Genomic DNA, 22,355 nt, shown 5'->3' on the forward strand with positions numbered 1-22,355 from the left:
CGGCTCTCTTCGGGTGGTTAGCTCAGCGGTAGAGCACTGCCTTCACACGGCAGGGGTCACTGGTTCGATCCCAGTACTACCCACCAGAATTTTGGTGTGTCGATCACCGAAGACTAAAGGGCTCACGTAGAAATGCGTGAGCCCTTTTTCATTTCCTGCCTGGGCGTGTGAAAACCGTACGGAATGCCAGGTAGATTTGGGCGCTCAGCGACGGGTTCGGTCGTCAACACCGAATGTTCGTACGTTTGCGGACGCCAGATACTGCTGATATAGTTGGTTTTCGGGCATTCGCCCCGTCCATTTTTTCACCTCATTCGACCATAGGGAGGCGCCACATGTTTGCCATGCGTATCGCCGTCCCCGGCATGGTCTCGCGAGCGGTTTCACGATCTTAATCCATCCGATTAAGTCGCCGAATCGCCGTTCACGTGGTATCGCCTGAAAAGGCGTTCCGCGCAATTCCCAGACAGTCCGCAGTTCAATCGCCGATGTATTCCGGCGCGTTTTGACTGTCTCATCCTTTCGCTTCTGACTGGAACCTCGGTGCGCTCATGCGCCACCGGGCCGTGGCAAATGACCAGAAAAAAACTCGACTTTCGCGGACAAGCCTTCAAGGACGTCCTCGGTTTTACCTTCCATCACTGGGCGCAGCAGCCCTGGCGCATTGTCGTCATTACGGCACTGGTGCTGCTCTCGGCGTTGGCAGACGTGCTCACGCCGATGTTCGCGGGACGGCTCGTCGACGCCATCGCGTCCGGCGCGGCGAGCAATGCCGTCGCCTGGCACGCAGCGGTCACCGCCTTCTGCGTGCTGGGCGCGCTGGGCCTTGGCGCCACGCTGCTTCGGCAAGGCGTGTACTTCAACATCATCCGGCTCACGCTCAAGATGATGAGCGAGATCGCCGCGAACGCGTTTCATCGTGTGCAACGCTTTTCGACCGACTGGCACGCCAACAGCTTCGCCGGCTCCACGGTGCGCAAGATCACGCGCGGCATGTGGGCGCTCGACCTGCTCAACGATACGCTGTTGATCGCGCTGTTGCCGTCGCTCGTGATGCTGGTCGGCGCGACCGTCCTCCTCGGCTGGCGCTGGCCGATGATGGGCGCGGTCGTCGGTATCGGCTCGGTGCTGTATATCGCGGTGACCGTGGCCATGTCGCTCGGCTTTGTCGCGCCGGCCGCGCGTCTCGCGAACGCGTGGGACACGCGCATGGGCGGCGCGCTCGCCGACGCGGTCAGTTGCAACGGCGTGGTCAAGGCGTTCGGCGCGGAAGAGCGCGAAGAAGTGCTGCTGTCGCGCGTGATCGGCAAGTGGCGGCACCGCACGCGCCGCACGTGGATGCGCGGCACGATCAACGGCGGCGTCCAGGGCGGTATGCTGGTGGCGATCCAGGCCGCGATTCTCGGCGCAGCGCTGCTGTTGTGGGCGCGCGGTGAGGCCGGCGTCGGCGACATCACGTTCGCGCTGACCATGTTCTTCATGTTGCAAGGCTATCTGCGCGACGTGGGGATGCACATCCGCAACCTGCAACGCTCCGTCAACGACATGGAGGAACTGGTGTCGCTCGAGCGCCAGCCGCTCGGTATCGAAGACCGCCCCGGCGCGGGTCCGATCACGATCGGCAAAGGCGAGATCCGTTTCGAGCACGTCACCTTCCACTACGAAACGAACGGCCAGCCGCTTTACGATAACTTCTCCGTGCGCATCGCGCCGGGCGAGCGCGTCGGATTGGTCGGGCATTCGGGCTCGGGAAAGACCACGTTCATCAAGCTGATCCAGCGGCTCTATGACATTTCGGAAGGCCGGATCACGATCGACGGTCAGGACATCGCCCGGGTCCGGCAGGCCTCGTTGCGCAGCCAGATCGCGATCGTTCAGCAGGAACCGGTGCTGTTTCACCGCTCGCTCGCCGAGAACATCGCGTATGCGCGGCCCGGCGCGAGCCGTGCGGAGATCGAGTGCGCCGCAAGGCTCGCGAGTGCGCATGACTTCATCGCGGCGCTGCCCAACGGCTATGACACCCTTGTCGGTGAACGCGGGGTCAAGCTCTCGGGCGGCGAACGTCAGCGCGTCGCCATCGCGCGGGCGTTTCTCGCCGACGCGCCGATCCTGATTCTGGACGAAGCGACGTCGAGTCTCGACAGCGAAAGCGAAGTGCTGATCCAGCAGGCCATGGAGCGGCTGATGATGGGCCGCACCACGCTGGTGGTGGCGCACCGTCTTTCCACCGTGCGTGCGCTGGACCGGCTGCTGGTGCTGGATAAGGGCAAGGTCATCGAGGAAGGCAGCCACGACGCGCTGATCAGACTCGAGAACGGTCTGTACCGGCGGTTGTTCGAGCGTCAGGCGTTGGAACTGATCAAGGGATTGGGCGAGCCGGAGATCACGAGCCGGGTCGCGGCGCGGCCGAGCGTGAACCGGATGGACGATTCCAGCTTGTTGGTCGGGAAGTAGACTGAACCGGGCGTGTGGGACGTCGAGTGGAAACCGCAGATAGGGTCGCGCTTTCGGTTGACGTTCCACCGCCCGTTTTTTTATGAGCGCGAGCGAGCGCTAGTCAAGCACACCCGCGTGATCTGGAAATTGCCGAGCCGGTAGCCGGCGGCGCTTCCCACTGTCGATCTACCGCACTTTTTTTCGCACGCGAAAGTGCGAGCGCGTAAGCGTCGCTCTGCTCGCGCCGACTACGCAAGCGCTCGCACCGCCGTTACACCATCCCCGCCGGCAATCCCACGCCGCGCGCCATGCCGGTGGCCGCAAACACCATCAGCACCAGCAATATCGTCTGAATCACGCTGTAGCGCGCATAGGAGCGCGCCTTGTGCAGATCCGGCACAGCGCCCTTCCTTACCGCGGCGCGCCAGCGCATCAGCGCGAGCATCGACGGGACTTCAAGAATCAGAATGATCACGAGCAGCGTCATCTTGAGGTGAAAGAGCGGCTCGTGGAGATAGTAGTCGGCGCCCTTTTCGTAACTGCCGAAAGCGCGCATCAACCCGGTGACGACCAGCACCAGCGCCGAAATGCCCCACCTTGTGTCCGCCCGGAACACGGAGCGCAGCGCGGCTGGAACAGTGGCGCGGCGTAGCGCCCACGTGCGCCGCAGAATCGACGCGAGCGCGAAGCCATAAGCAAGCAGATGGATGGCGGCAAGCAACCAGCGAACCAGCATAGCGACTCCTGCAAAGGACGCGATACGATCGTTGTATGTCTCACTCGCCCGCGCTGAAGCGCCGGGCGCCATGACTTCATTATCGACTACGGCTCAATCTACAACGCCTGCTTCGGCCACGGGGGTGTGGCCGACTGCACAAATCGGCAGATTCAGACCTGCTGCAAGGATGTGTCAAGCGCGCGGGCGGCGACCCGATCGCCTTCGGTCGTCAGCGCGGTGCGGAATACAGTTTGCCGGTTGTGACCTGCGGCGGCCGGCGAATCCCACAGTAACTCGATCTTCGGACGGCGGCCAAAGGCGCCGCGCGCCAGCGGCGGCACAGCGGCCACCCCCAGCGACGCGCCGGACCCGCCCTGCTCGCCCACCGCGCCGAACGCCACGGCGGGTGTGGGTGTCGGCGTCGTGCGTACGCCCTGCCCGGCCGCCCAGCGTACGGACAATTCGCGCGCGTCGTACTGTCCCACCTTACGGCGCTCCGCCCACACGATCACCGTCCGCGTGACCGGATCCAGCGCGACCGCATAGCGGCCAATCGCGAAACGGCGCGCGGCGATATTGGTACGCCACAGCGCGCGCGGCCGGCAGATCCACAGCACGGCCGCATACAGCGCCGGCGCAGCCAACAACCAGCCGTTGGAGGCTGCCACCGCGTTGGCGGCGCGCCGCCAGCCAGCGCTCGCGGTAAACGCGCCGACCGACCAGACCGCAAACAGGAACCCGAGGAAAGCGAACAGACGCAACGCTTGCCGCAGCCATTGCGGCAGCGGATGAAACGGGCGCTCGGCGACGGCGCGCGCGCCCGGCAGGAAGATCAGCAGGAACAGGAAAACGAGGTTGATGCACGCCCAGGGCGAGGACAGCATGGCCAGCATCGACGCGCCCGCATCCATGTCCGCCATTGAAAAAAGCCAGCGAGCAAGGATCACGAGACCGATGGCGCGCAACGCGAAAATCGTTCCGGCGCCGGGCGCCGCGTTCGCACGCGTCTCTTTCGTTCTCGCCAAGGCATCCTCCTGTCGTCGGCGGCGCCGCAGCCAAATTTGCGGCAGGGCCATTATAGGGATATTACGGAGAGTGGCTCATTCTTACCGGCTGAAACGCGCACTTTCGTCCGTCGATTAAGAAAAACGCGGCGCGCTTGCAACAACGCCCCGTGGGCGAGTGCCGCACGGGGCGTTGCTGGCGGCCGACGGAACGCCTGAAAGCGCTCCTCGAGCCGATGCGACTTTTTACTTGTCGCGCATTAGCTGGCGTTGACTTCGCGCAGCACGGTACGGTGCTTCTGACGCAGCAGTTCCTCGTAGGTGGCGACGTAGTTCTTCGCCATGACTTTCGACGAGAAGCGCGATTCGAACGCCTTGCGCACACCGGCGCGCGACAGCGTGTGCAGACGCTTGACTGCGGCGACCGCGCTGATTTCGTCTTCGACGACGAAGCCCGACACGCCGTTTTCGATCACTTCCGGCACCGAACCGCGGTTAAACGCGATCGCCGGCGTACCGCACGCCATCGCTTCGATCATGACCAGACCGAAGGGCTCTGGCCAGTCGATCGGGAACACCAGTGCATGCGCGTTGCCGAGGAACTCACGCTTTTCGGCTTCGCCGATTTCGCCGATGTACTCGACGTGCGGGAGCGCCATCAGCGGCTTGATCACTTCTTCGTAATAGGCGCGGTCGGCCTTGTCGATCTTGGCGGCGACCTTGAGCTTCATGCCTGCCTGGCCGGCGATGCGGATCGCGCGGTCGAGGCCCTTCTCCGGCGAGACGCGGCCGAGGAAAGCGAGGTAGCCCGGCTCGACGTTGGGGATCGGCGTGAGCACGTTTTCCGGCAGACCGTGATAGACGGTTTGCAGCCAGTTCGCCTGTTGCAGCGGAATGCGCTGGTTGTCCGAAATCGACACCACCGGCACGTCACTGAACGTATTGAAGATCGGCTGCAGTTCCGGCAGATCGAGACGGCCGTGCAGCGTGGTCAGGAACGGCACCGGCTGGCGCGCGAACAGCGAGAACGGGTAGTAGTCGATGTGGAAATGCAGCACGTCGAATTCGTCCGCGCGGCGGCGCACTTCTTCGAGCAGCAGCATGTGCGGCGCCATCACGTCGCGGATGGTCGGGTCGAGGCGCAGCGCCTGCGGCCAGAAAGCTTCGAGTTTCGCCGAGGTCTGCGAATCGCCGCTCGCAAAGAGCGTGACGTCGTGGCCCTGCTCGACCAGAGCTTCGGTCAGATAGGACACCACGCGTTCCGTACCGCCATACAGCTTGGGAGGAACCGCCTCGTGCAACGGAGCGATTTGAGCGATTCGCATATGAAAAACTCCTCGTAAAAAATCAGGCAAAGGTACTGCGTTTGGTAAAAGCGACTCGCTTGCTCGCCAGGGCAGTCTGGCCGGATTTGCCGGCGCGGGCCTGATTCTTTCGAGAAATCCTGCGATGGATCGCTTGGGTAGTGAGCCCAGACCCGTGGTCAGTGTCTGCGCATGTGCCGGTAAACGCACACATGACACCTACGTTGACAAACTGTCAGAAAATTCGGTGGGCCTACAGAGCATGCATTATCAATGCCGGGATTCTCGCTGCACCACAACATTTCAAAGTCTTTACGTTGTTACAAAGGCGAAACACTTTGCAAACCCTTGTTTTATAAGACAGTTCTACAGTGGCAGCTGGCTTGCGGCACGGACCGCCAATGCGGCGTCGTAAGCTCCTGCGTCAACTTTGCCGGCAAGCGTTGAAGAAATGCCGCATCGCGGTTGAATGCAATTTGTAATTATATCCTGAAATGGTCCGCAACCTGCGTGAACCCTGACCCCATAGACGGGTCGAGTAGCAGTAGGTCGCGGACGTCTATCGCGAAATCATCGCGCCAAGGCCCGGATACACAGGGCGCAATCGCTTTTGCATGTTTACAATGCGAAGCATCGGCTTCGCGGCGAACCTTTCCATGTGGCCCACGCTTTGCATGCACAACCCGAAACACACCAACCTCACGATCAATTGGAACATTTAACCATCGCCCAGCGTAATGCCGAGAACGCAAAGCTCGCGAGCTATGCGCACCGGCCGCTTGCGTTCCTTTTCCGCTTCATCCGCCGCCATCCGCTCGCGCATGCGATCGTCCTGTGCAGCGTGTTCGCGGCCGTGGGCTGTGCGCTCGCTTCGCAATACGCGATTAAACATCTGATCGACGTGCTCGGCGAAGGCCGGCACCACCCCGGCCCGCTGTGGGGCGCGTTCGCCATCCTGGTTGGCCTGATCGCCGCCGACAACCTGCTGTGGCGGGTCGGCGGCTGGGTCGCCGCGCATACGTTCGTCGCCGTGACCGGCGACCTGCGGCGCGACCTTTTCCAGTATCTGAGCGGGCACTCGCCAACGTATTACTCCGAGAAGCAGCCGGGCATGCTTGCCAGCCGGATCACGGCAACCTCGAACGCGGTCTACACGGCGGAGAACACCACCGCGTGGAACGTGCTGCCGCCGTGCATCGCGGTGTTCGGCGCGATCGTCATGATCATCGCAGTGAATCCGCTGATGGCCTGCGGCCTGATGCTGTGCTCGGCGATCCTGTCGGTCGTGCTGTACAAGCTGGCTGGGCGCGGCTCGGCGCGCCATCACCATTTCGCCACCAAGGCGGCGTCAGTGGACGGCGAGCTCGTCGACGTGATCAGCAACATGGGCCTCGTGCGCGCCTTTGGCATGACGTTTCGCGAGCAGCAGCGGTTCGGCGCAACGGTCAAAGCCGAGATGGATGCGCGCCAGCAGAGCCTGCTGTATCTGGAGAAGCTGCGTCTGCTGCACGCGGTGATTACCGCGCTGCTGTCGGCGGGCTTGCTGGGCTGGGCGCTCTGGCTGTGGGATCAAGGCAAGGCAACTTCGGGCGACATCGTGCTCGTCAGCTCGCTCGGCTTCACGATCCTGCACGGCACGCGCGATCTGGCCGTGGCGCTCGTCGACGTCACGCAGCACGTGGCGCGTCTCGCTGAGGCCGTGCGCACGCTGCTCGAGCCGCACGGCATGCCGGATCGCGACGGCGCGACCGAACTCGTGCCGCAAGGCGGCCGCATCGATTTCGAAAGCGTGACGTTCGCCTACCCGCGCCGCCGCCCGATTCTCGATCACTTCGACCTGCATATCGAACCCGGCCAGCGTGTCGGCCTGATCGGCAAGTCGGGCGCGGGCAAATCCACCGTGCTGGCGCTGCTGCAGCGTTTCTACGAGACGCAAGGCGGCGCGATCAGGATCGACGGCCAGGACATCGCCACGATCACGCAGGACAGCCTGCGTCACGCGATCGCGCTGGTGCCGCAGGACATCTCGCTGTTCCACCGTACGGTGTACGAGAACATCGCCTATGGACGCCCGGAGGCGAGCCGTGACGAAGTGCTCGCGGCCGCGCGCGAGGCGCGTTGCGCAGACTTCATCGAGGCCATGCCGGAAGGCTACGACACGATCGTCGGCGATCGCGGCGTGAAGCTGTCGGGCGGCCAGCGTCAGCGGATCGCAATTGCACGCGCGATCCTGAAGAACGCGCCGATCCTGCTGCTCGACGAAGCCACCTCGGCACTCGACAGCGCGTCGGAAGAGGCGATCCAGAAGGCGCTCGACCGGCTGATGGTCGGCCGCACGGTGGTCGCGATCGCGCACCGTCTGTCCACGCTGAACAACTTCGACCGGATCATCGTGATGAGCGCAGGCAAGGTCATCGACGACGGCAGCCCGGAAGAGCTGCGCCAACGTCCGGGCCTGTATCGCGATCTGCTCACCAAGCAGTATGGCAAGGGCCACACGCTGCACATCGGCGGCAAGAAAGTCGACGAACAGCACGTGGTCTGAAGCTGCGCGGCACACTTCGAGCCGCGAGCCGTGACCGCAAAAAGAAAAGCCGCTCGAGCGGCTTTTCCTTTACACGCACTGCAAGCAGCCGCGAACGCAGCCTACCCGGCCTGAGTTTCGCGCGCCGCCTTTTTCCCCGGCACGGCACGCGCCTTCCCGCTTCGGGTGCTCTTCGCACCAGCGACGCCCTGCAAATCGCGCATGAAGTTATCGCGCCATACCGACACATTGTTCTCGCGCAACTGCACCATCATGTCGCGATGACGCGCCTGACGCTCCGCGAGCGGCATGTCGAGCGCCCGCGCGAGCGCCTCGGCCATGCCGTCGATATCGACCGGATTGACGATCAGCGCGCCGTCGAGTTCCTGCGCGGCGCCGGCAAAACGCGACAGCACAAGCACGCCGGGATTCTCGGGATCCTGCGCCGACACATACTCCTTGGCGACGAGGTTCATGCCATCGCGCAACGGCGTGACATAGCCGACGTGCGCGGTGCGGAACAGCGCGGCCAGCACCGAGCGCTCGTACTGCTTGTGGATGTAGAGAATCGGCGTCCAGTCCAGTTCGGCGAAGCGCCCATTGATGCGCCCCGATTCCCCTTCAAGTTGCAAGCGGATGTCCTGATACGCGTGCATGTCGGCGCGCGTCGGCGGCGCGATTTGCAGGAACGACACCTTGTTGCGTTGCGCGGTCGCGTGCTCGAGCAGCCGCTCGAACGCGCGAAAGCGCTCGACCAGTCCCTTCGAATAATCGAGCCGGTCCACACTCATGATCAGCTTGCGCGAATGCAGCGTCGCTTTCATTGTGCGCACCGGTTTGCCGCGCTCACCCGCTTTCGCGAGTTCGGCGATCTCGTCCGGATAGACGCCGATGGGATACGCCGCCGCGCGCAGCGTGCGGCCGAACGCGTGAATCGTCAGCGGGCCTTGTGCCGATGCGTCGACCGTGCCGTTCGCCTCATTGACGATGTAGTCGCAGAACGCGCGCAGATCCGGCGCCGTCTGGAAGCCGAGCAGATCGAACGAACACAGCGCTTCCACCAGTTCACGATGCGGCGGCACCGCCAGCAGCACCTGCGAAGCCGGAAACGGAATGTGCAGGAAGAAGCCGATGCGATTCTTCACGCCCGCCGCGCGCAGCGCTTGCGCGAACGGAATCAGATGGTAATCGTGGACCCAGATCACGTCGTCTTCGCGCAGCAGCGGGACGAGTTGTTGCGCGAGCCACGCATTGACGCGGCAGTAGCCCTCAAAGTCGTGGCGGTCGTATTGCAGCAGGTCGGCGCGATAATGGAACGCGGGCCACAGCGTGGCGTTCGAGAAGCCACGATAGTACTGGTCGTAGTCGCGGCGCATCAGTGCGATGGTCGCGAAGGTCACCGGGCCGCGCTCCTCGACCTTGATCTGCGGCTGGCCCGAGCTGAGCACGTCGCCGCTCCAGCCGAACCACATGCCGCCGGTTTCCTTCAGCGCGTCGTACACGCCGACCGCCAGACCACCCGCCGCCGGGCCGCCCTCCGAGATCGGCGCAACCCGGTTCGATACGATGATCAGTCGACTCATGAAGCGCGATTCCCGATACGGTGCGTTGTCTGGCTTGAGCGATGCGGCGCGGCGATCATGCTGTGCGTGCGGCCGCGACGATCGATGCCAGCCAGTCGAGCAGTCCCGACACCGAGTCAATGCGCGTATGCGCCATCGTCTCGCCCGGACCGACCTTGATCGACACGCCGCCGCGCTCGTTGACGACGGCGAAGCCTTTCTCGTCGGTCAGATCATCGCCGGCAAAAACCGGCTTGCGGCCGACGAACGGCGGTTCGTCGAGGAACGCGCGCAGCGCGCGACCCTTGTCGACATCTTTAGGTTTGATTTCGTAGACCATCTTGCCGGGCTGCAGAACGTACGAGCCGGCGTAATCGGCCACCAGCCGCTCGGTCGCCACACGCGCCACCGGCTCGCGATCCGGCGCATTCCGATAGTGCAGCGCCACGGCCGCGCCCTTGATCTCGAGCAGCATGCCTGGGTTCTCGTTGACCACCTGCGCGAGCACCTGCTCCATACGCAGCAGCCGCTCGTCGTGGAAGCCGATGCGCTGCGTGTCGCCGTTCGCGTCGCGCCGCTCGGCGCCGTGCAGACCGGCAATCGGCAGATCGGGCATGTTGAGAAAACTGTCGATGCTGTCGATTCCGCGGCCCGACACGACCGCGACCGCGCCGTTCGTCAGGCTGCGCAACTCGCTCAGCAAGTCGATCACGCGAGGTTGCACCAGCACGCCGTCCGGCGTGGGGGCGAGTTCGACGAGCGTGCCGTCGAAATCGAAGAAAAATGCCGTCTCGCTCGGAGACAGAACAGCCGGAAGTGCTTGCATCGGTTAGTTTTGCCTTTCAGCCTTCTGCGGCCGGAAAAGTGTGCGCATCTTACCGCGCATCCACCAATTTTTCGAGAAAGTAAGGCGGGGAACAAGCCCGGCCGGGCGCCGCGCGCGAGCCTCGCCGGCGATTGCGTTCAAAACGGGAACAATCAGACTTCAGCCAGCTTTCGGCCGCCTGCGTCAAATTGCCTCGCAAACCGCCCGCCCGTGGGCGCTGCGCGACGCCACCGGGAAATTTGCGCTAAAGTCGCAGCCACGCGGATCATTGCCGTTACGACCATATTTGCACACTATGACCGCGCACGCGCCGCACGCGCATCGAGCGGCGCCGCAATTCAATCGAGTCACTGAACCCTGCTTTGTTCCCGATCTTCTCATCCCGGCACCCGCAATCGCACCTCGCACTGTCACGCAGGCCGTGGTCCGCGCGCCTGTTTGCGGCGACGGTGATGCTGGGCGCGCTGACGGCGTTGGCCGGCTGTACACATCGCACGGAAACCTGGCAGTTGACCAATGTGACCGGCCACCTGCCGGATCTCGATTTCACGCTGACCGGCGACGATGGCCGCCCCGTCACCGGCGATTCGTTCAAGGGCCGCACCTCGCTCGTTTATTTCGGCTACACGCATTGCCCGGACGTCTGCCCTGAAACGATGGGCCGGTTGATGCAGGTGCTCGGCAAGCTCGGCCCCGACGCGCAGAAGGTGCGCATCCTGTTCATCACCGTCGATCCCGCACGCGACACGGCGCAGGCCTTGCACGATTACGTCGGCGCCTTCGACGCGAAACACGCCGAAGGGCTGACCGGCACCGACTGGCAGATCGAGTCGCTCGCCAAGCGTTATCGCGTCGCCTATCAGATGGAAAAACGCGACCCCAGCGGCAACTATGAAGTCACCCATAGTTCCGCCGTCTACGTGTTCGACAGCCAGGGCCACGCGCGCCTGCTGGCCACCGATCACGACACGCCCGATGCGATCGCGCAAGACCTGCGCCGCATCATCGATGACCGTTCCTGACCTTTCCCGAGTTCATTCATGTCGATCAAGATCAAAACGTTCGCTGCACTGAGTTGTGCCCTCGCCCTTTCGTTCGGTGTCGCATCGACCGCGCAAGCGGCGGGCGCCAATGCGATCAGCGTGAAGGACGCGTGGGTCCGCTGGCTGCCCAACAATCTGCCCGCCGCCGGCTATGTGACGCTCGTCAACGCGAGCGACAAACCGGTCGACCTCGTCGATATCTCCAGCAACGACTACGGCGACGCGATGCTGCATCAGACCGTGTCGAACGGTTCGTCGCAGAAGATGGTGATGGTCGACAAGCTGACGGTGCCCGCGCACGGCCAGGTCGCCATCGCGCCCGGCGGCTATCACGTGATGCTCGAAGACGCGAAGCACAAGGTCGCGCCGGGCGACACCGTGCATCTCACGCTCAAGTTCTCCGACGGCGAAACGCTCGACGCGCCGTTCGCCGTCAAGTCGCCGGCGCAAACCAAGTAACCAGGTAACGTGCCGCGATGAACCTGCTCTACTGGCTCGATCCCTGGGAGTTTTCGCCGACGGTCGTGATCGCGCTGCTGGTGCCCGCGATCCTGTTCGTACGCGGCGCGCGTAAAGCGAAGGTGACGGTCGCGCGGCGTATTTCTTTCTGGTTCGGGCTGGTGGCCTTGTATGTCGCGTTGCATACGCGGCTCGATTATTTCTTCGAGCATGAGTTCTTCATGCATCGCGCGCAGCATCTGGTGCTGCATCACCTTGGGCCGTTTTTTATCGCGCTGTCGTATCCGGGCGCGGCATTACGCGCGGGTATTCCGTTCGGCTGGCGGCAGCGCTTCGTGCGGCCCGCGCTGGAAACGCAGGTGGTGCGCAAGCTGCTCGACGTGGTGATGCATCCCGTGGTCGCAGTGACGCTGTTCGTCGGGCTGATCTACTTCTGGCTGATGTCGCCGATTCATTTCATGGCGATGCTCGACTGGCGGCTTTATCGCGTGATGAACTGGAGCATGGTGATCGACGGCCTGCTGTTCTGGTGGCTCGTGCTCGATCCGCGTCCCGCGCCGCCGGCGCGTCTGTCGCCGGGCAAGCGCGTGCTGGTGGTGATCGCCGCGATTCCGCCGCAGATCATTCTCGGCGCGTTCATCTTCTTCACGCCGCGCGAGCTGTATCCGATCTACTCGATCTGCGGCCGCGCATTTACGTGGTTGAGCCCGATGCGCGATCAGCAGATCGGCGGGCTGTTGCTGTGGATTCCGGGTTCGATGATGAGCGTGATTGGCGCACTGCTCGCCTTGCGTCACTGGATGCGGCTGTCCGCGCGCGGACGCCTGCGTGGCGAACGGCGTGCGAAAGCCTCGCAGACTCTAGCACCCACTGCTTCGGCGCCGGCGCGCGGCCAGCACTGATTCTACGATTCGATTGACAACCCGGCGCGCCCGCGCCGGGCTCAGCTTGCTGTAGCCGCTTCAGGCCGACCGCATCCACACATGCGGAATGCCGTCTTCTTCGTGAATTTGCGAAACCGGCGCGAAGCCGAACGCACCATAGAAACCTTGCAGATGCGCCTGCGCATGCAACCGAATCGGCGTGCCAGGCCACTGCGCGCGAATATGCGTCAGCGACCGATCGAGCATCGCGTTACCCAGACCGATGCCGCGGAATTCGGCAGTGGTGAGCACACGGCCGATGCGGATATCAGTGTCGTCCGCGTCGGGAAGCAGCACGCGTAGATAACCCGCGAGCGCTGGCCGTTTTTCATCGGGGCCATAGACCAGCAGATGCCACGCATCCATATCGAGCCCATCGATATCGCCGTACAAGCAGTTCTGCTCGATGACGAACACCGTGCTGCGTGCGCCCAGCATCGTGTAGACCTCGAAGCCCGTGAGGTCGTCGAAGGATTTCCAGCGCCAATCGAGTTGCGCCAGCCGCGTGGCGGCGGTTTGCTGCGGTTCAGTCATGACAACGTTCTAAAGAAAGAGTCGCACCGCACGGAAAGCGGCGATGCGTGATTATGCCGCGCGCGACGGCTTTTTTTCGCCGCCGCGCCGCGCTCAGTTGCGATGCGCGGCGCGCGCCTTCGACGCCTGTTTGTGGCTGTACATCGCGGCGTCAGCGGCCGCCAGCAGCTCGGCAATCGATTCGTGCCGGGCAGAATCGTATTGAATCTGCCCGACGCTGTAGCGGATGTCATAGCCACGCCGCGCTTCGGCATTGCGCGCGTCCAGCAAGTGCGTGAGACGCTGCGTTACTTCCTGCGTGGCGCCGCTGTCCGAATCAGTGAGAAGCACGACGAACTCGTCGCCGCCGAGCCGCCCGATCACATCGCTTTCGCGCAGCGCGGTGCGCAAGACGTCGGCGAAGGTCTTCAGCGCGCGATCGCCTTCGGCGTGGCCAAGCGTGTCGTTGATCTGCTTGAAATCGTTCAGGTCGAAGAACAGCAGTGACGCCGGTTTGTGCATCCGCTTGCAAACGTTCAGCGCATGTTGCGCGAGCGCCTCGAAACCGCGCCGGTTCGACAGAAGCGTCAGATCGTCGAGCGTGGCCAACTGCACTGCCGCCAACTCCTGCTCGGCCATGCGCGCCAGATCGCGCAGCAATTCGCGCTCTTCTTCGTCGAGGCCACGCGGCTTGGTATCGATCAGACACAGCGTGCCGAGCTTGCTGCCGTTGGGCACCGTCAGCGGACAGCCGGCGTAGAAGCGGATATTCGGGTTATCGGTGACGAGCGGATTGTCGTGAAACCGCTCGTCCGCGAGCGTGTCGGGCACCATCAGGATTTCGTCGCCAAGAATCGCGTGCGCGCAGAACGACACGTCGCGCGAGGTCTCGCTCGCCGTCAGGCCGACGCACGACTTGAACCATTGACGGTCCGCATCGACCAGACTCACGAGCGCGATGGGCACACTGAAGAGTCGCCTGGCGAGCCGGGTCAGACGATCAAAGCGCTCTTCCGGCAACGTATCGAGAATATGCAGCGCACGCAGGCTGTCGAGACGGGCGCTTTCGTTACTGGGCGTCGGTGGGACATGCATGTTGTATTCCCTAAGGCGACCGGCGTGGCCGAAGTGGTAGGCGGGTAGTGTATAGCGACGTGCTTTACGTTGGGGCAAAACCACGACGCGAGAGTTCCCTCCGATTTCGTGCGCGCCGGATCCGCATTCGAGCCCATGCAGGTTGCATCGCGCTGACACGCTCGCACGACGATGGCTTTGCTATGGGTTAACAAAGACCGGTTCGACGGGCCGCGCGAGACAGTCGATCAGGTTGCCGGGGCCGCACAGATGCAGCGCGCCGACGACCACCAACGTGCGCTCCGGCCGCGTGAGGAACTCAGTCAGCCGCGCCGCCCATGCGCGATTGCGCGCGTCGAGAATCGCATGCCGGATGCCCGGCAGATTGAACATCGGCGACTCGATGGCGATCTGGTGCACGGCGAGCAGATCGCCATCCAGCCAGGCCGCGTGCATGCGCTCGAGCGTGCACTGCGGTTCGTCGAGATCGGCCATCAGCAAGCCGAGCGCCGCGCCGACAGCATCGAGCGGAATGGATTCGAGCGCCGCCGCCACCTCTTGCGCGCTCTCGAGATACCGATAGGGCTTGGCCTGCGTGATCGCCGAGCGCAGCATGCGCGGCTCGACACCTTCGACGACCTGCTGGAACAGCGTCGGCGCGACGATCAGCGCGGCCCACGGCCGCAGATCGGCGAGCGGCGCAAGCGGCCCTTCAGCGGGCCACGCCGCGTGAAGTTGCCGCCACGCGTCGGCGGATAGCAAGGGCTGCAGTTGCTCCGCGCCGCCCTGTTGGTCGGCCTTCAGAAACGGCAGGATCGTCGGCGGATCGGACTCGAAGACGAGCGCTTCGGCCCAGTCATACGCTTCGGCGATCCACGGCGGCGTTCTGCGGCTCGTCGCCGGAAAGAGATGCATCGAGCCGAGCAGGCGAACGTGGGTGCCGGTGAGTTGTAAGTACATGCAGCCTCGGTGTGGACAGGCAATGACGCAAAGCAGGGGCGCCGTTCAATCGATCGCGCGCAGCGCCGCGCGCCGGTTCACAGCCCCTCGCCAGGCCGTACGCACCGTGAACGCGACGAACAGTTAGATCTATAAAAGATAAAGCCGCAACGATGGATGGGGCTCTATTGTGCGGAAAAAATCTGCGGCTGAATATTCGCATGCGAGGGGCTTATTCGGCGCTTTTCTTGGACGAGCTACCCAGTCGCCTTCCGCTTCGAACTTGATCGCCTGGAATATTCCCGCCAGCACTTCGACTCGCAATGAGAACCCCTGCCGCGCCAGCATCCCTATCAGCCTAGCCGAAGAAACCGGCGCACAAAAAAGAAAAGCCCCGACAAGTCGGGGCTTTTCTTTACATCAACTACTGGAGGCGCGAGCCGGAGTCGAACCGGCCTAAACGGCTTTGCAGGCCGCTGCATAACCGCTTTGCTATCGCGCCGCAAGCGGACTGGAACCTAGCAACAGATTCGCAGATTTTGTTTAGCGGACAACCGGAAGGACCGGGCCACCAAACAAAAAGGGAAGCGTTGCTTCCCCTTATGTATGGAGCGGGAGACGAGGCTCGAACTCGCGACCTCAACCTTGGCAAGGTTGCGCTCTACCAACTGAGCTACTCCCGCATTGAACCGCTTCACAACGCCTTGCTTTTTTACTTCGCCAAACAACGCGCTGCTTCAAAAATTTGGAGCGGGAGACGAGGCTCGAACTCGCGACCTCAACCTTGGCAAGGTTGCGCTCTACCAACTGAGCTACTCCCGCATTGTGCTGCTTTTGCCGTGCTATCTGCTGCCTTGTTACTGCATCTGCTCTCTTACTGCCACCGATGTTTCGAACTGCGTGTATCGGAGAAACGAGATTATGGAGAAACGACTGAAACGTGTCAACCCCTTTTGCGAATCTCTTTTACCGAACAGATTTCACTCATGCCGCAGCGAAGTTCGGACATGCACCGGCGCCCTCCGCCACGACGAAAACTCAGGCCACGCCGCCCCGTTCGCGAATCTGCGGCCATGCGAGCTTCATGTAATAGAGCATCGACCAGATCGTCAGGAAGGCGGCCAGATAGATCAGCCACAGGCCCCACACGCGCGTATCGACCACCACGCCACCACCGAACGACAGCGGGCCGTAAAACAGCAGCATGGGAATCGCCACCATCTGGCAAACGGTCTTGAACTTGCCGAGTGAATTCACCGCGACGCTCTTCGACGCGCCGATCTGCGCCATCCATTCGCGCAGCGCCGAGATCGCGATCTCACGCCCCACGATCACGAGCGCGATCGCCGAATCGATTCGCGCGAGTTGCACGAGCACGAGCAACGCGGCGGTCACCATCAGCTTGTCGGCGACCGGATCGAGGAACGCGCCGAATGCGGAGGTCTGATTCCACTTGCGCGCCAGATAGCCGTCGAACCAGTCGGTCAGCGCCGCCAGAATGAAGATCGTCGCGGCCGCCAGATTGCGGTGCGCCGGGCTCATCATCATGTCGGGCAAATAGAACACGCCGACGACGAGCGGGATCAGGACGATCCGCAGCCAGGTCAGGAAAATCGGGAAATTAAACGGCATGGGCAGGCGCAGCGTCTGGCAAGGGAGATGCAATTGTGCCGTGTCATAAGGCCTGCCACAAGCAAAGCGGCGGCAAAGCGGCGCAGCGGGCTTGCCGCGCGCGCCGCGGCGGCGCCGCTCGAAGATAGTCGAGTGGACGGCCGAAGCTGCCGCAATCAGTGCAATTGCCGGTAAATCTGCTCCGCGAGCGCCTGCGAAATGCCTTCGACACTCGCCAGATCCTCGACACTGGCCGCGACCACGCCGCGCAGTCCGCCAAAGCGCGCGAGCAGCCGTTGACGCCGCTTCGCGCCCACGCCTTCGAGTTCTTCGAGCCGCGAGGTCTGGCGCGTCTTGCCGCGCTTCGCGCGCATGCCGGTGATGGCGAAGCGGTGCGCTTCGTCGCGGATCTGCGCGACCAGCATGAGTGCGGCGCTTTCCTTGCCGAGTTCGAGCGCCGCGCGGCCGTCGGCGAAAATCAGGGTTTCGAGGCCGACCTTGCGCCCCTCGCCCTTCGCGACACCGACCAGCATGCCGGTATCGAGACCCAGTTCCGTGAACACCTGACGCGCGATTTCGACCTGGCCCTTGCCGCCGTCGATCAGCACGATGGTCGGCAGGATGCCGCCGGCCGCGACCGGCTCCGCGGCGTCCGGCGTCAGCGACGGATCGGCGGCGGCGTCGCTTTGCAACTCGGCGGCTTCGTCAGCGGCATTCGCGGCGGCTTGCTCGACCATCTTCTCGTAGCGGCGCGTGAGCACCTGGCGCATTGCGGCGTAATCGTCGCCGGGCGTAATGCCGGTGATGTTGTAGCGGCGGTATTCCGACGACTGCATCTTGTGATGGTGATACACCACGCACGACGCCTGGGTCGCCTCGCCCATCGTGTGGCTGATGTCGAAGCACTCGATGCGCAGATGCGCGAGATCGTCGCACTCCATGCCGAGCGTGTCGGTGAGCGCGCGCGTGCGGGCTTGCTGCGAGCCCTGCTCCGAGAGCAGGCGCGCGAGCGCGAGCCGCGCATTCTGCTCGGCCATCGCGAGCCACGCGCGCCGTTGGCCTTGCGGCTGGCGCAGCACGGTGACCTTGTGGCCGGCCTGCTCGATCAGCACGTCGACCAGTTCGCGGTTGGCGGGTGCGTGGCTGACCACCAGCACCGGCGGCACGCGATTGCCCAGGTAATGCTGAGCGATGAATGCTTCGAGGACTTCGGCTTCGATCCCGCCGGTTGCAGCACGGCCCTTCCGTGGTTTCGCGGGTGCGGAACCGGCATCTTCGGGTGCGTCATCGTCTTCTTCTGATGCGTCCTCGTCGTCTTCCAATGGCATCTCTTGCGCGATCGCGAGAGCGTCGGCGGTATCGGTCAACGCCGCCGCTTCACCGTCAATGACGTTGTCTTGTACGTTGTCTTGCGCGAGCGGGCCGGACGCGAGCGCGACATCGGCCAATGCCTCGCTGTCTTCTTCCAGTCCGCCCTCTTCCGCCGTCAACGCGCTTTCCACATGCGCCGGGAAATAGGCTTTGTCGCCGAGATGGCGTCCGCCGCGCACCATCGCCAGATTCACGCACACGCGGCCGCCCAGTGCGACCACCGCGAGAATATCGACGTCGCTGTCGCTGCCGACTTCGATCGCCTGCTGATGCAGCACCGTCGACAGCGAACTCATCTGGTTACGCACCGCCGCGGCCTGCTCGAACTTCAGCTCGCCCGCGAACGCGTGCATCTTCTGCTCGAGCTCCTTCATCACCTCGCCTTGGCGGCCGAGCAGAAAGCGCGACGCGTTGGCGACGTCGCGCGCGTAGTCCTCTTCATTGATCGCCGCGACGCACGGCGCCGTGCAGCGGCCGATCTGATGCAGCAGACAAGGCCGCGTGCGGTTGTTGAACACGGAGTCTTCGCAGGTGCGCAACTGGAACACGCGCTGCAGGATCTGGATGCTCTCGCGCACCGCCCACGCACTCGGAAACGGACCGAAGTACTGATTCTTGCGATCCACCGCGCCACGGTAATACGCCATGCGCGGAAACTTGTGGCCGGTCAGCTTCAGGTAGGGATACGACTTGTCGTCGCGAAACAGAATGTTGTAGCGCGGCGTGAGCGCCTTGATCAGATTGTTTTCGAGCAGCAGCGCTTCGGCCTCGGAGCGCGTGACGGTCGTCTCGATGCGCGCAATGCGCGTCACCATCATCGCGATGCGCGGCGACAGCAGCGTCTTGGTGAAGTAGCTCGAGACGCGCTTCTTCAGATCGCGCGCCTTGCCCACGTAGAGCACCGCGCCGTGCGTATCGTAATAGCGATAGACGCCGGGCAGATGCGGCAGTTGGGCGAGCACTTTTTTCGGCTCGAAAGCGTCGGTTGCTTCGGGTTCGGTCATGCAGAATCGGTTGGGTGGGACGGTGTCGCGAGGCCTTGCCCCGCGTGCCGCGCGCCGAGGCGAACTGGAGTACGCCGCGCGCGCGCAATCGTGAACGAGTGCTTTAGAATCGCCAGTTTAGAACATTCCGCGTGCGTCCGAACGCTGTTGCCTTGAATCGGGTGACGCATCGGCAGCAGTGGATCGGCGCGCAACGCAGCGCTGCGCCAAGGCACCACTCGCACTGCCCCACTCCTTCCATCCGTTCGAATCCGCGACCCAGGCCATCATGTCTTCCGCTACGCCCCATTCCGAGCAAGCCGCTGACGCGCCTACGGCGATCGCCTGCGATATCTTCTGCGCGGTGATCGACAATTTCGGCGATATCGGCGTGTGCTGGCGGCTCGCGCGCCAACTCGCGAGCGAACACGGCTGGCAGGTGCGCGTGTTCGTCGACGATCTGCATGCGTTCCAGAAGCTGTGCCCGTCGCTGACGCTGGAGCACGCTCGCCAGACGGTCGGCGGAATCGTCGTCGAACATTGGCATGAGCCGGCCCATGCGGGCGATACGCTCGAAGTCGCCGACGTCGTGATCGAGGCGTTCGGCTGCGAACTGCCACCCATCTACGTCGCCGCGATGGCGGCGCGCGAGCGCACGCCGGTGTGGTTCAACCTCGAATATCTGAGCGCCGAGGATTGGGTCGCGGATTTTCATCTGCGACCCTCGCCTCATCCGCGCTATCCGCTGACCAAGACGTTCTTTTTTCCTGGACTCGGTCCCGGCACCGGCGGCGTGCTGAAAGAACGGCATCTCGACGGCGCGCGCGCGGCTTTCGAAGCGTCACCCGCCACGCGCGCAGCATGGTGGCGGCAAACCACCGGCCACGCGCCGCCGCCCGCCACGGCCACCGTCGTCTCGCTGTTCGCCTACGAAAACCCCGCCGTCGACAGCCTGCTCGAACAATGGCGCGACAGCGCGGACCCGGTCGTCCTGCTGGTGCCCGAAGGCCGCATTTCGGGCGCGGTCGCGCGTTTTTTCGACCTGCCCGCGTTCGCCGCCGGCTCGCACACGGCGCGCGGCAACCTCAGCGCGCACGCGCTCGCCTTTACCGACCAACCCGGCTACGACGCGCTGCTATGGGCGAGCGACATCAATTTCGTGCGCGGCGAGGATTCGTTCGTGCGCGCCCAATGGGCCGCCAAACCGTTCGTCTGGCACATCTACCCGCAAGCGGACGACGCCCATCTGCCGAAGCTCGAGGCCGCGCTCGCGCACTACGCGCGCACCCTGCCCGCCGACGCACGCGACGCCCTCGCGCGCTTCTGGCACGCCTGGAACGGCGTGGGCCGGCCGGACTGGACGGAATTTCAGCGTCACTACCCGGCGTTGAAGCAACGCGCAGCCGAATGGGCCGGCGAACTCACTCAGGTAGGCGACCTCGCCGGAAATCTGGCCTTGTTCGCAAAAAGTCAGTTAAAATAAGCGGTTATCCAACGGCCGACGACGCAAGCGCGGCCCGATCGCAGCGGCGGAATCCGACCAACTCGCTTGAGCGGCCCGCCAACCCCGGCATCGAAAGACGCGAGGCATTTCCCAAGTCAAAGCTTGATGGTGGAAATGTCAGAAAAAGGGACGTATGTTGCGGATCGGCGCCACTCGTGTACACGCCCGCACAGGGTAAAAAGCAGGTAACGGACTGCTGGGAACGGTAGAAGCCGCGAGATTGCGGCGCTCCCGCCGCTCCCCGCGGCAAGCCGGCCACGCTTGACTCGCTCGCGACCCGCCGAGCCGCTTCGGCGGCGCGGCGCGCGGTGAGCGAAGCGCCGAAGCCGCTTGCGCCGTATGCCGTTGAGCACAAGTTGAAGCTACTTATTTCGTACAGGACAGTTTTATGAAGACCGCACAGGAACTCCGCACCGGTAACGTCGTGATGATCGGCGCAGACGCAATGGTTGTGCAAAAGGCCGAATACAACAAATCGGGCCGCAACTCCGCCGTCGTCAAGATGAAGTTCAAGAACCTGCTGACCGGCGCAGGCATGGAAAGCGTGTACAAGGCAGACGACAAATTCGACGTCGTCGTGCTGGAGCGCAAGGAAGTCACGTACTCGTACTTCGCTGACCCGATGTACGTGTTCATGGACGCCGACTACAACCAGTTCGAAGTCGAAGGCGAAATGATGGGCGACGCCCTCCATTACCTCGAAGACGGCATGGCTTGCGAAGTCGTGTTCTACAACGAGAAAGCCATCTCGGTCGAACTGCCGACCACGCTGGTCCGCGAGATCATCTACACGGAACCGGCTGTCAAGGGCGACACGTCGTCGGGCAAGGTGCTGAAGAACGCCAAGCTGAACACCGGCTTCGAACTGCAAGTGCCGCTCTTCTGCAGCATCGGTGACAAGATCGAAATCGACACGCGTACGCACGAGTACCGCAGCCGCGCTTAAGCGCCCTGTTCGCCTGAATCCGGCGCCCCAACCCGGGCGCTGCGAAAAAAATGGCAAAAAAAGCGCCCAATTTGGGCGCTTTTTCTTTTTTGCGCCGCCGTGTATGGTTGAGGAAAACTTTACCGGCGTGCTTCTCGAAATTGCCATACCGCGATCTCAAATTTCCCGCATGCCGGTCAACAAAGCATTGATAAGTTTAAATAAATTATTGTGGCACAGTCCATGCTTCCGTCTGGGTACAGGCCAGTACGGCTTTATTTTCTTCAACTCCGGAGATGCGACATGAATAACGACATCGCTGAAGGCAAGTGGAAGCAGATGGTTGGCAAGGCCAAGACGGCATGGGGTGAACTGACGGACGACGAGTTGACCAAGGCCGAAGGCCGCGCTGACAAGCTCGCCGGCCTGATCCAGGAACGTTACGGCAAAACGCGCGAAGAAGCGGAACTCGAAGTACGCCGTTTCTTCGACAGCAACCGGGATTTCTGACAGCCCGAGTGAAGGAAATACAGGCGCCCGTCCACGCTTACGAAACGTCAGGACGGGCTCCCAAATAAATAACGCAAAGGACCTGAACGACTTGAGTCGAATCGCCGCCTTTCTGCCCGGTGCGGC

The 22,355-nt window shown here is 63.2% G+C and carries 18 protein-coding genes and 4 tRNA genes; 9 read left to right on the forward strand and 13 right to left on the reverse strand.

Annotation, left to right across the window (positions count from 1 at the left end; translation table 11 throughout):
- Positions 1-11 precede the first annotated feature (11 nt).
- Positions 12-86 (forward strand) — tRNA-Val (locus PQR32_RS26370).
- Between the two features lie 487 nt (positions 87-573).
- Positions 574-2,454 (forward strand): ABC transporter ATP-binding protein, encoded by a 1,881-nt coding sequence (locus tag PQR32_RS26375; RefSeq protein ID WP_408233734.1) that lies wholly within the window; start codon positions 574-576, stop codon positions 2,452-2,454.
- Between the two features lie 253 nt (positions 2,455-2,707).
- Here PQR32_RS26375 and PQR32_RS26380 read toward each other — a convergent pair whose 3' ends face one another.
- The 3 genes from PQR32_RS26380 to PQR32_RS26390 all read right to left on the reverse strand — a co-directional run bounded on the left by PQR32_RS26380 (position 2,708) and on the right by PQR32_RS26390 (position 5,483).
- Positions 2,708-3,172, reverse strand: coding sequence for a DUF2214 family protein (locus PQR32_RS26380; RefSeq protein ID WP_408233737.1), 465 nt, complete (start codon positions 3,170-3,172; stop codon positions 2,708-2,710).
- A gap of 152 nt (positions 3,173-3,324) precedes the next feature.
- Positions 3,325-4,179, reverse strand: a complete 855-nt coding sequence (locus PQR32_RS26385; RefSeq protein WP_408233740.1) for a hypothetical protein — start codon at positions 4,177-4,179, stop codon at positions 3,325-3,327.
- Between the two features lie 239 nt (positions 4,180-4,418).
- Positions 4,419-5,483 (reverse strand): glycosyltransferase family 4 protein, encoded by a 1,065-nt coding sequence (locus tag PQR32_RS26390; protein WP_408233743.1) that lies wholly within the window; start codon positions 5,481-5,483, stop codon positions 4,419-4,421.
- 688 nt (positions 5,484-6,171) lie between these two features.
- On the opposite strand from PQR32_RS26390, the gene PQR32_RS26395 reads away from it, so the two are divergent.
- Entirely contained in the window at positions 6,172-8,007 is a 1,836-nt protein-coding gene (locus PQR32_RS26395) for an ABC transporter ATP-binding protein (protein WP_408233746.1), read from the forward strand.
- A 101-nt stretch (positions 8,008-8,108) separates the two neighbouring features.
- Here the strand turns inward: PQR32_RS26395 and otsA are convergent, their stop codons facing one another.
- Together otsA and otsB are read right to left on the reverse strand one after the other, a co-directional pair.
- Positions 8,109-9,569: an alpha,alpha-trehalose-phosphate synthase (UDP-forming) gene (gene otsA / locus PQR32_RS26400; RefSeq protein WP_408233749.1), complete on the reverse strand. Its 1,461-nt coding sequence runs from the start codon at positions 9,567-9,569 to the stop codon at positions 8,109-8,111.
- A 55-nt stretch (positions 9,570-9,624) separates the two neighbouring features.
- On the reverse strand, positions 9,625-10,374 hold the full coding sequence (gene otsB, locus PQR32_RS26405) for a trehalose-phosphatase (protein ID WP_408233752.1): 750 nt from the start codon (positions 10,372-10,374) through the stop codon (positions 9,625-9,627).
- 452 nt (positions 10,375-10,826) lie between these two features.
- On the opposite strand from otsB, the gene PQR32_RS26410 reads away from it, so the two are divergent.
- From PQR32_RS26410 to PQR32_RS26420, 3 genes are read left to right on the forward strand one after another with little or no spacing between them, the layout of a single operon-like run.
- Positions 10,827-11,396 (forward strand): SCO family protein, encoded by a 570-nt coding sequence (locus PQR32_RS26410; protein WP_408233755.1) that lies wholly within the window; start codon positions 10,827-10,829, stop codon positions 11,394-11,396.
- An 18-nt stretch (positions 11,397-11,414) separates the two neighbouring features.
- Entirely contained in the window at positions 11,415-11,876 is a 462-nt protein-coding gene (locus PQR32_RS26415; RefSeq protein ID WP_408233758.1) for a copper chaperone PCu(A)C, read from the forward strand.
- A gap of 17 nt (positions 11,877-11,893) precedes the next feature.
- Positions 11,894-12,778, forward strand: a complete 885-nt coding sequence (locus tag PQR32_RS26420) for a cytochrome c oxidase assembly protein (RefSeq protein ID WP_408233761.1) — start codon at positions 11,894-11,896, stop codon at positions 12,776-12,778.
- 60 nt (positions 12,779-12,838) lie between these two features.
- On the opposite strand, the gene PQR32_RS26425 is transcribed toward PQR32_RS26420, so the two are convergent.
- The 8 genes from PQR32_RS26425 to uvrC all read right to left on the reverse strand — a co-directional run bounded on the left by PQR32_RS26425 (position 12,839) and on the right by uvrC (position 19,311).
- Positions 12,839-13,333, reverse strand: coding sequence for a GNAT family N-acetyltransferase (locus tag PQR32_RS26425; protein ID WP_408233764.1), 495 nt, complete (start codon positions 13,331-13,333; stop codon positions 12,839-12,841).
- Between the two features lie 93 nt (positions 13,334-13,426).
- Entirely contained in the window at positions 13,427-14,407 is a 981-nt protein-coding gene (locus PQR32_RS26430) for a sensor domain-containing diguanylate cyclase (RefSeq protein WP_408233767.1), read from the reverse strand.
- A gap of 180 nt (positions 14,408-14,587) precedes the next feature.
- The gene (locus PQR32_RS26435) at positions 14,588-15,346 is read right to left on the reverse strand and encodes a TraB/GumN family protein (RefSeq protein ID WP_408233770.1); all 759 of its coding nucleotides are present in this window, start codon (positions 15,344-15,346) and stop codon (positions 14,588-14,590) included.
- 407 nt (positions 15,347-15,753) lie between these two features.
- Positions 15,754-15,827 (reverse strand) — tRNA-Cys (locus PQR32_RS26440).
- Between the two features lie 105 nt (positions 15,828-15,932).
- Positions 15,933-16,008 (reverse strand) — tRNA-Gly (locus tag PQR32_RS26445).
- Between the two features lie 63 nt (positions 16,009-16,071).
- A tRNA-Gly gene (locus tag PQR32_RS26450) sits at positions 16,072-16,147 on the reverse strand.
- Positions 16,148-16,363: 216 nt separating this feature from the next.
- Complete coding sequence (pgsA, locus tag PQR32_RS26455; protein ID WP_408233773.1) at positions 16,364-16,957, reverse strand: CDP-diacylglycerol--glycerol-3-phosphate 3-phosphatidyltransferase; 594 nt, start codon at positions 16,955-16,957, stop codon at positions 16,364-16,366.
- Positions 16,958-17,112: 155 nt separating this feature from the next.
- Positions 17,113-19,311 carry an excinuclease ABC subunit UvrC gene (uvrC, locus tag PQR32_RS26460; protein WP_408233776.1) on the reverse strand — a complete coding sequence of 733 codons (2,199 nt, stop codon included), beginning with the start codon at positions 19,309-19,311 and terminating at the stop codon, positions 17,113-17,115.
- Positions 19,312-19,579: 268 nt separating this feature from the next.
- Here uvrC and earP point away from each other — a divergent pair, with 268 nt between their 5' ends.
- The 3 genes from earP (at position 19,580) to PQR32_RS26475 (ending at position 22,229) form a co-directional block, all read left to right on the forward strand.
- Positions 19,580-20,773: an elongation factor P maturation arginine rhamnosyltransferase EarP gene (gene earP / locus PQR32_RS26465; protein WP_408233779.1), complete on the forward strand. Its 1,194-nt coding sequence runs from the start codon at positions 19,580-19,582 to the stop codon at positions 20,771-20,773.
- Positions 20,774-21,182: 409 nt separating this feature from the next.
- The gene (efp, locus tag PQR32_RS26470) at positions 21,183-21,740 is read left to right on the forward strand and encodes an elongation factor P (protein ID WP_201644888.1); all 558 of its coding nucleotides are present in this window, start codon (positions 21,183-21,185) and stop codon (positions 21,738-21,740) included.
- Positions 21,741-22,022: 282 nt separating this feature from the next.
- Positions 22,023-22,229 (forward strand): CsbD family protein, encoded by a 207-nt coding sequence (locus PQR32_RS26475; protein ID WP_168665164.1) that lies wholly within the window; start codon positions 22,023-22,025, stop codon positions 22,227-22,229.
- The last annotated feature ends 126 nt before the right edge of the window (positions 22,230-22,355 follow it).

This window comes from Paraburkholderia dipogonis (genome assembly GCF_046027395.1).
Taxonomy (GTDB): domain Bacteria; phylum Pseudomonadota; class Gammaproteobacteria; order Burkholderiales; family Burkholderiaceae; genus Paraburkholderia; species Paraburkholderia dipogonis_A.

What these genes read in the sequence shown, in the direction of transcription:
- earP (WP_408233779.1), top strand. Translation starts at nt 19,580, where the DNA reads ATGTCTTCCGCTACGCCCCATTCCGAGCAAGCCGCTGACGCGCCTACG.
- otsA (WP_408233749.1), bottom strand. Translation starts at nt 9,569, where the DNA reads ATGAGTCGACTGATCATCGTATCGAACCGGGTTGCGCCGATCTCGGAG.
- PQR32_RS26420 (WP_408233761.1), top strand. Translation starts at nt 11,894, where the DNA reads ATGAACCTGCTCTACTGGCTCGATCCCTGGGAGTTTTCGCCGACGGTC.
- PQR32_RS26380 (WP_408233737.1), bottom strand. Translation starts at nt 3,172, where the DNA reads ATGCTGGTTCGCTGGTTGCTTGCCGCCATCCATCTGCTTGCTTATGGC.
- PQR32_RS26425 (WP_408233764.1), bottom strand. Translation starts at nt 13,333, where the DNA reads ATGACTGAACCGCAGCAAACCGCCGCCACGCGGCTGGCGCAACTCGAT.
- PQR32_RS26390 (WP_408233743.1), bottom strand. Translation starts at nt 5,483, where the DNA reads ATGCGAATCGCTCAAATCGCTCCGTTGCACGAGGCGGTTCCTCCCAAG.
- PQR32_RS26415 (WP_408233758.1), top strand. Translation starts at nt 11,415, where the DNA reads ATGTCGATCAAGATCAAAACGTTCGCTGCACTGAGTTGTGCCCTCGCC.
- PQR32_RS26410 (WP_408233755.1), top strand. Translation starts at nt 10,827, where the DNA reads ATGCTGGGCGCGCTGACGGCGTTGGCCGGCTGTACACATCGCACGGAA.
- PQR32_RS26430 (WP_408233767.1), bottom strand. Translation starts at nt 14,407, where the DNA reads ATGCATGTCCCACCGACGCCCAGTAACGAAAGCGCCCGTCTCGACAGC.
- uvrC (WP_408233776.1), bottom strand. Translation starts at nt 19,311, where the DNA reads ATGACCGAACCCGAAGCAACCGACGCTTTCGAGCCGAAAAAAGTGCTC.
- otsB (WP_408233752.1), bottom strand. Translation starts at nt 10,374, where the DNA reads ATGCAAGCACTTCCGGCTGTTCTGTCTCCGAGCGAGACGGCATTTTTC.
- pgsA (WP_408233773.1), bottom strand. Translation starts at nt 16,957, where the DNA reads ATGCCGTTTAATTTCCCGATTTTCCTGACCTGGCTGCGGATCGTCCTG.
- efp (WP_201644888.1), top strand. Translation starts at nt 21,183, where the DNA reads ATGAAGACCGCACAGGAACTCCGCACCGGTAACGTCGTGATGATCGGC.
- PQR32_RS26475 (WP_168665164.1), top strand. Translation starts at nt 22,023, where the DNA reads ATGAATAACGACATCGCTGAAGGCAAGTGGAAGCAGATGGTTGGCAAG.
- PQR32_RS26435 (WP_408233770.1), bottom strand. Translation starts at nt 15,346, where the DNA reads ATGTACTTACAACTCACCGGCACCCACGTTCGCCTGCTCGGCTCGATG.
- PQR32_RS26375 (WP_408233734.1), top strand. Translation starts at nt 574, where the DNA reads ATGACCAGAAAAAAACTCGACTTTCGCGGACAAGCCTTCAAGGACGTC.